This is a genomic window from Streptomyces sp. NPDC058469 (genome assembly GCF_042721125.1).
Lineage (GTDB): Bacteria > Actinomycetota > Actinomycetes > Streptomycetales > Streptomycetaceae > Streptomyces.
Window position 1 is genome coordinate 1 of sequence record NZ_JBHXME010000282.1, and the last position, 7261, is coordinate 7261.

Sequence of the window (7261 nt, forward strand, 5' to 3'; positions counted from 1 at the left end):
GACTGCGAGCAGGAGTATCTACGGCCCCTGCGGCCGGGCGACGAGGTCACCTTCGACGCGGTGATCGAGTCGGTGTCGGACCGCAAGACGACGAAGCTGGGCACGGGGTACTTCGTCACGACGCGCATGGATGTCCGGGTGGGACCGGACCTCGTCGGCACCCACCGCTTCCGCATCCTCAAGTACGCCCCCGCACGCCAAAAGGGGAGGGCGGAAGAGAAACGGGAGGGGAAGGGGGCCCGCGCGCGGCGGCCCCGCCCCGTCGTCAACCGGGACAACGCCGGCTTCTGGGAGGGCGTGGAGCGGCATCAACTCCTCATCCAGCGCTGTACGAACTGCGGGACGCTGCGCCACCCCTGGCTGCCGGGCTGCAACGCCTGCGGCGGCCCGGACTGGGACACGGTCGAGGCGAGCGGTGAGGGGACGGTCTACTCGTATGTGGTGATGCACCACCCGCCCTTCCCTGCCTTCGATCCTCCTTACGCGGTCGGGCTGATCGAACTGGCCGAGGGCGTGCGGATCGTGAGCAACGTGGTGGGGGTGCCGTACGACAAGGTCCGCATCGGGCTGCCGGTACGGCTCGAATTCCGGCGGTACGACGAACCTCAGGGGGCCGGCGACGAGGACGGCCCGCTGGTGCTCCCCGTCTTCCGGGTCCAGGAAGGCCGAGAGGGAGGGGTGGGCTGACATGGACTTCACGCCGACCGAGGAGCAGGCGGCGGCCCGTGACCTGGCCGCCCGGATCTTCGGCGACCTCGCGACACCCGAGCGGCTCACGGCGGCCGGGACGGGCAGTGATCCCGAGCTGTGGAAGGCCCTGTGCGCGGCCGGACTGGTCGGCGCCGTCGAGGAGTTGGGCCTGCTCGGTCTCGTGCTCCTCCTGGAGGAACAGGGGCGGGCGACGGCCCAGGTGCCCTTCGCGTCGACCTGCGTGTACGGGCTGCTGGCGGTGGCGGCGCATGGTTCACCCGAGCAGCGGGAGCGGTTGTTGCCGGGGATCGGGGACGGGTCGGTGGTGGTGTGCGGGGCGTTGCCGGCGCAGGGGGGTGTGCGGGCGAGGGGTAGTGAACAGGCTTCCGCGCGGGGCGAGTTGACCGGCACGGTCCCCGTCGTCCCCTGGTTGCGCGACGCCACGCATGTCCTGGTCGCCGACGATCAGCGTGAGTTGTGGCTGACGCCGGTCACGGATGCCGTGTGCGTCGAGGCTGTTGAGTTGACGGCGCCTTGGTCGGCGGGGCGGCTGACACTCGACGGGGCGTCGGCGGAACGGCTCGGTGTGGTGGGCGCCCACCGCGGCGCCGAGGTCGAGCAGCCTCTCTTCCACCCCCAGCCTCTCCACCGCCCCTCTTCCTACTCCCAGCCCCCAACTCCCTCCCCCTACACCGACGTTCTGGCCACCGCCCGTACCGCCTTCGCCGGGCTTCAGGCCGGAGTGGGCGCCGGTTCGCTCGCGCGGGCCGTGGCGCACGTCAACACCCGGGAGCAGTTCGGGCGGCCGTTGGCCACGCGGCAGGCGGTTCAGCTCCGGGCGGCCGACGCGCACATGGACATCGAGGCGATACGCGTGACGGCGTACGAGGCGGCCTGGCGTCGCGATGCGGGGTTGCCGTACGCCACGCACGCGCTCACCGCCGCCTGGTGGGCGTCCGAGGCGGGCCAGCGTGTCGTCCACACGGGTCAGCATCTGCACGGCGGGGCGGGAGCCGACCTGGACCATCCGGTGCACCGGCACTTCCTCTGGGGCCGTCAGCTGGACGCGTACCTGGGCGGAGGGGGCGAAGTACTGCAAGAACTGGGGGAGTTGATCGTGACCGAGGAGGAAGGGACCGAGGAGGAAGGGACCGAGAAAGAAAGGAGGGAGGTGGGCGAGGGATGACAGTGGAAATGAAGTCGGTGAAGCCGGGGGACGAACTGCCCCCGCTGGAGATCGAGATCACCCGCACCCTGATCGTCGCCGGAGCCGTCGCCTCCCGGGACTACCAGGACGTGCACCACGACGCGGAGTCGGCGCGGCAGAAGGGCTCCCCCGACATCTTCATGAACATCCTGACGACGAACGGCCTCGTCGGCCGCTACATCACGGACCACTTCGGACCGGGAGCCACCCTCCGCAAGGTGGCCATACGGCTCGGCGCGCCCAACTACCCGGGCGACACGATGGTGTTGACGGGCAGGGTCGAGGAGACGGACGGCGACACCGCGACGGTGAGTGTGCTCGGGGCGAACGGCATCGGCAGGCACGTGACGGGCACCGTGACGGTGACCGTACCGAGGGAGGCCGGATGAGCACCCGTACCCGCGACACCCTCGGGGGACGCGCAGCGATCGTCGGGATCGGGGCGACGGAGTTCTCCAAGGACTCGGGGCGCAGTGAGCTGCGGCTGGCCGTGGAGGCGGTGCGGGCCGCGTTGGACGACGCGGGGCTGACACCGGCGGACGTGGACGGGATGGTCACGTTCACGATGGACACCAACCCGGAGATCACCGTGGCCCAGGCTTGCGGGATCGGCGAGTTGTCCTTCTTCTCCCGGGTCCACTACGGCGGCGGCGCGGCCTGCGCGACCGTTCAGCAGGCGGCGCTGGCGGTGGCGGCGGGGATCGCGGAGGTGGTGGTCTGCTACCGCGCCTTCAACGAGCGGTCGGGGCGCAGATTCGGCTCAGGCGTGACGCACCGGGAGCCGTCGGCGGAGGGCGCGGCGCTCGGCTGGTCGCTGCCGTTCGGGCTGCTCACCCCGGCGTCGTGGGTGGCGATGGCGGCGCAGCGGTATCTGCACACGTACGGCCTGACACCGGAGGTGTTCGGGCAGGTGGCGGTCGTGGACCGCAAGTACGCGGCGACGAACCCGGCGGCGTACTTCCACGGCAGACCGATCACGCTCGCCGAGCACGCGGCCTCGCGGTGGATCGTGGAGCCGCTCAGGCTGCTGGACTGCTGCCAGGAGACGGACGGCGCCCAGGCGATCGTCGTCACGTCGGTGGAGCGGGCCCGCGACCTGCCGCGTCCGCCCGCGGTCATAGCGGCGGCGGCGCAGGGTGCCGGGCGGGCGCAGGAGCAGATGACCAGTTTCTACCGCGACGATCTGACCGGCCTTCCGGAGATGGGCGTGGTCGCGCGGCAGTTGTGGCGGACGGCGGGGCTGGGCCCGGAGGACATGGACGTGGCGATCCTGTACGACCACTTCACGCCGTTCGTGCTGATGCAGCTGGAGGAGTTCGGGTTCTGCGGGAAGGGGCAGGCGGCGGACTTCGTGGCCGAGGAGCGGCTGCCGGTCAACACGCACGGGGGACAGCTCGGGGAGGCGTACCTGCACGGGATGAACGGGATCGCGGAGGGGGTCCGACAGCTGCGCGGCACCGCCGTGAACCAGATACCGGGGGCCGGGCGGGTCCTGGTGACGGCCGGTACGGGGGTGCCGACATCCGGCCTGGTGCTCACGGCCCTCGCCATGCCTACCACCTCTGTCGCCCCCACCGCCCTTACTGCGGACGGGTGAGCCCCCAGGGGTAAACCCGCAGTACATGTCATCCGCTCGTCCACCTTCAGGAGGTGGAGCCAGCCCCACCCCTACAACCTGAGGCGGAGTCTGCTTCGGGACCTGCGGCCGATCCGCAGGAGTGGGGGTCACTCATAGCGTGGAGCCATGACCACAGCAGTCTGCACCAGCGCGTCGAACGCCGCCGCACGGGCCGCCGCAGGAGCCGCCACCAGGCCCGCCACCCGGCCCGCACCCAGGCCGGCCGCACGGCCTGCCACGCGGACCGCCACCCGGGCCACGCAGACCCAGGCTCAACCTCAATCCCAACCTCAATCCCAGCCCCAGCTCCAGCCCCAGACCGGGACTCAGGCCCAGGGCCAGGGCCAGGGTCAGGCTCGGACCCAGGCGCTCACGTACCCCTCGTTCTCGTCGTACATGAGGGCCAGGCAACCCGTGCTGTTGCGCACCGCGCGGTCGCTGACCGCGAATCCGTGCGACGCGGAGGACCTGTTGCAGACCGCGCTGACCAAGACGTATGTCGCCTGGGAGCGGATCGAGGACCACCGGGCGCTGGACGGCTATGTCCGCCGGGCGCTGCTGAACACGCGGACCTCGCAGTGGCGCAAGCGCAAGGTCGACGAGTTCGCGTGCGACGAACTGCCCGAGCCGGAGACGGTCGGCGGCGCGGAGGACCCGGCCGAGCAGCAGGCGCTGCACGACGCGATGTGGCGGGCGATCGCGAAGCTGCCGGAGCGGCAGCGGGCGATGGTCGTCCTGCGGTACTACGAAGACCTCAGCGAGGTCCAGACGGCCCAGGTGCTCGGGGTGTCCGTGGGCACGGTGAAATCGGCGGTCTCGCGGGCGCTCGGCAAGCTGCGCGAGGACCCGGAGTTGGTTCTCGCCCGCTAGAGGTCAGGCGGGCGTCGGATTCAAGTCACCCGGCTGTCAGCGAAGCCACGAAGCCACGAAACCGCAGCCACCGCCGCCAAAGGTGGGCCCCTCGGCCGACGTGACGTGATCGATCACCCGGCCCTAGTGACATACCGTGCGGTATGTGCGCAGAATCAGCGCATCCCTTACTACCGCGTAGGCAATGTCGCCCCGGGAGGACGCCGTGCTGAGCACCATGCAGGACGTACCGCTGCTGATCTCCAGGATCCTGACCCACGGGTCGACGGTCCATGGAACATCGCAGGTGATCAGCTGGACCGGTGAGGGAGAGCCACAGCGCCGTTCCTTCGCGGAGGTCGGTGCCCGCGCGGCCCAACTGGCGCACGCCCTGCGCGAGGACCTGGGCGTGGTGGACGGCGAGCGCACGGCGACCCTCATGTGGAACAACGCCGAACACGTCGAGGCCTACTTCGCGATCCCCGCCATGGGCGCGGTGCTGCACACGCTCAACCTCCGCCTTCCGGCGGAGCAGCTGGCGTGGATCGTCAACCACGCGGCGGACCGGGTGGTGATCGTCAACGGTTCGCTGATCCCGCTGCTCGCACCGCTGTTGTCCAAGCTGCCGACGGTCGAGCACATCGTCGTCTCCGGGCCCGGCGACCGCACCCCCCTCGACGGCGCCGACGCGCGCGTGCACGAGTACGAGGACCTCATCGCCGGCAAGCCGACGACGTACGACTGGCCCGAGCTGGACGAACGCCAGGCCGCCGCGATGTGTTACACCTCCGGCACGACGGGCGACCCCAAGGGCGTGGTGTTCAGCCACCGTTCGATCTACCTGCACTCCATGCAGGTCAACATGACCCAGTCGATGGGGCTCACCGACCAGGACACGTCACTGGTCGTCGTGCCCCAATTCCACGTCAACGCATGGGGTTTGCCGCACGCCACGTTCATGACCGGCGTGAACATGCTGATGCCGGACCGCTTCCTGCAGCCCGCCCCGCTCGCCGAGATGATCGAGAGCCAGCGCCCGACGCACGCGGCGGCCGTGCCCACCATCTGGCAGGGCCTGCTCGCCGAACTGACCGCGAAGCCCCGGGATGTCTCGTCGCTCACCCAGGTCACCATCGGCGGTTCGGCCTGCCCGCCCGCCCTCATGGCGGCCTTCGACAGGCTGGGCATGCGGGTCTGCCACGCCTGGGGCATGACGGAGACGTCCCCGCTGGGCACGGTCTCGCGTCCGCCGGCCGAGGCGGTCGGCACCGACCGCGAGTGGGAGTACCGGCTGACGCAGGGCCGCTTCCCGGCCAGTGTCGAGGCCCGGCTCACCGGCCCCGGCGGCGAGCGGCTGCCCTTCGACGGTGAGTCGGCGGGCGAGCTGGAGGTGCGCGGCCCGTGGATCGCCGGCGCGTACTACAACGGCCCGGACGCCGAACCCCTGCGCCCCGCCGACAAGTTCAGCGAGGACGGCTGGCTCAAGACGGGTGACGTCGGCACGATCTCCGCCGACGGTTTCCTCACCCTCACCGACCGTGCCAAGGACGTCATCAAGTCCGGCGGCGAGTGGATCTCCTCCGTCGACCTGGAGAACGCCCTGATGTCCCACCCGGACATCACCGAGGCCGCCGTGGTCGCCGTACCGGACGAGAAGTGGGGCGAGCGTCCGCTGGCGACCGTGGTCCTGCGGGAGGGTTCCACCGCCGACTTCGAGTCGCTGCGCGCCTTCCTCGCCGACGCGGGAAAGATCGCCAAGTGGCAGCTCCCCGAACGCTGGACGATCATCGAGTCGGTCCCGAAGACGAGCGTCGGCAAGTTCGACAAGAAGGTGCTGCGCAGGCGGTACGCCGAGGGCGACCTGGACGTCACCAAGCTCTGACCGCGTACGGTCCCGTCATCGTCGTACGGCTTCGAAACAGCCGTACGACGATGACACGCACCCTCGACAACACACACCCCGACGACGCGCGGGGCGTCACCGCCGCGCGGCCGTCGACACCCACCCGATCACCAGCCACACCCCGGCCACCACACACACGCCACCCCAGCCCCAGTGGCTGAACGCCGGGCCTGCGAGGGCCGAGGCGAGGGCGCCGCCGGTGAAGCCGGCGACGACGTAGGCGGTGTTGGCGGTCGCCGGGGTGGAGGTGGTGGTGAGGGCGAGGGTCTGGTTGGCGACGTGGGAGGCGACCAGGGCCGCGTGGACGGCGATCGCGGCCACGAACAGCGCCCACAGCACGTGCCCGCCCAGCCAGAACAGCGGCACAGACACGGCCGCGAGCACATACGCGGACCGTACGACCTTGCCCGCGCCGAACCGGTCGACGAACCCGCCCGCGAGCGGAGCCACCGCGCTGGCCGCCAGCCCGAAGAGCCCGAACAGGCCGGCGGTCGCGGTCGAGAATCCGTAGGAACCGTCGGTCGTGCCCGTCAGGAGCAGGGCGAGTGTGGTCCACAGGGCGCTCCACGCGCCGAACATCCCCGCCTGCCGCAGGCATGCGCGCCACAGGTCGGGCGAGCTGCGGACCAGGCCGGGCAGGGCGGCGAGGCCGGCGAACAGCGGGCCGGAGCCGCGGCGCTTCTCGGACGGGAGGACGTACGCGGTGGCGAGGCCGAGGACGAGGGTCAGGGCGGCCGAGCCGATGAACACGACCCGCCAGCCGTAGGCCTGGCCGACCAGGCTGCCCACGACGCGTGCGGCCACGATGCCGGTGAACAGGCCCGCTATGACGGCGGCGACATGGCGGGCGCGGTGGTGGGCGGGGGCGCGTTCGGCGACCAGCGGGACGAGGAGTTGCGGGACGACGGTCGCGGCGGCGGCGACGAAGACGGCGACCGCGAGTGCGGCGGTGCCGGGGGCCGCGGCCCCGGCGAGCAGGGCCGCCGTGGTGGCC

The 7261-nt window shown here is 71.1% G+C and carries 7 protein-coding genes; 6 read left to right on the forward strand and 1 reads right to left on the reverse strand.

The features are described 5' to 3' along the window. The 6 genes from ACFWP5_RS51050 to ACFWP5_RS51075 all read left to right on the forward strand — a co-directional run. Positions 1 to 687: bifunctional MaoC family dehydratase N-terminal/OB-fold nucleic acid binding domain-containing protein (locus ACFWP5_RS51050; protein WP_384173842.1), on the forward strand; the 687-nt coding region annotated here is incomplete at its 5' end. Between the two features lies 1 nt (position 688). Next, positions 689 to 1876, forward strand: a complete 1188-nt coding sequence (locus ACFWP5_RS51055) for an acyl-CoA dehydrogenase family protein (RefSeq protein WP_384173845.1) — start codon at positions 689 to 691, stop codon at positions 1874 to 1876. A gap of 17 nt (positions 1877 to 1893) precedes the next feature. Next, positions 1894 to 2286 carry a MaoC family dehydratase gene (locus tag ACFWP5_RS51060; RefSeq protein ID WP_384173859.1) on the forward strand — a complete coding sequence of 131 codons (393 nt, stop codon included), beginning with the start codon at positions 1894 to 1896 and terminating at the stop codon, positions 2284 to 2286. Then, positions 2283 to 3494 (forward strand): lipid-transfer protein, encoded by a 1212-nt coding sequence (locus ACFWP5_RS51065; RefSeq protein WP_384173848.1) that lies wholly within the window; start codon positions 2283 to 2285, stop codon positions 3492 to 3494. The genes ACFWP5_RS51060 and ACFWP5_RS51065 overlap by 4 nt, the downstream gene beginning before the upstream one ends. 147 nt (positions 3495 to 3641) lie before the next feature. Then, positions 3642 to 4385, forward strand: coding sequence for a SigE family RNA polymerase sigma factor (locus tag ACFWP5_RS51070; protein ID WP_384173850.1), 744 nt, complete (start codon positions 3642 to 3644; stop codon positions 4383 to 4385). A 184-nt stretch (positions 4386 to 4569) separates the two neighbouring features. After that, positions 4570 to 6246, forward strand: a complete 1677-nt coding sequence (locus ACFWP5_RS51075) for a long-chain fatty acid--CoA ligase (protein ID WP_384173853.1) — start codon at positions 4570 to 4572, stop codon at positions 6244 to 6246. Between the two features lie 96 nt (positions 6247 to 6342). On the opposite strand, the gene ACFWP5_RS51080 is transcribed toward ACFWP5_RS51075, so the two are convergent. Continuing rightward, on the reverse strand, positions 6343 to 7261 hold a 919-nt coding region (locus tag ACFWP5_RS51080), incomplete at its 5' end, for an MFS transporter (RefSeq protein ID WP_384173856.1).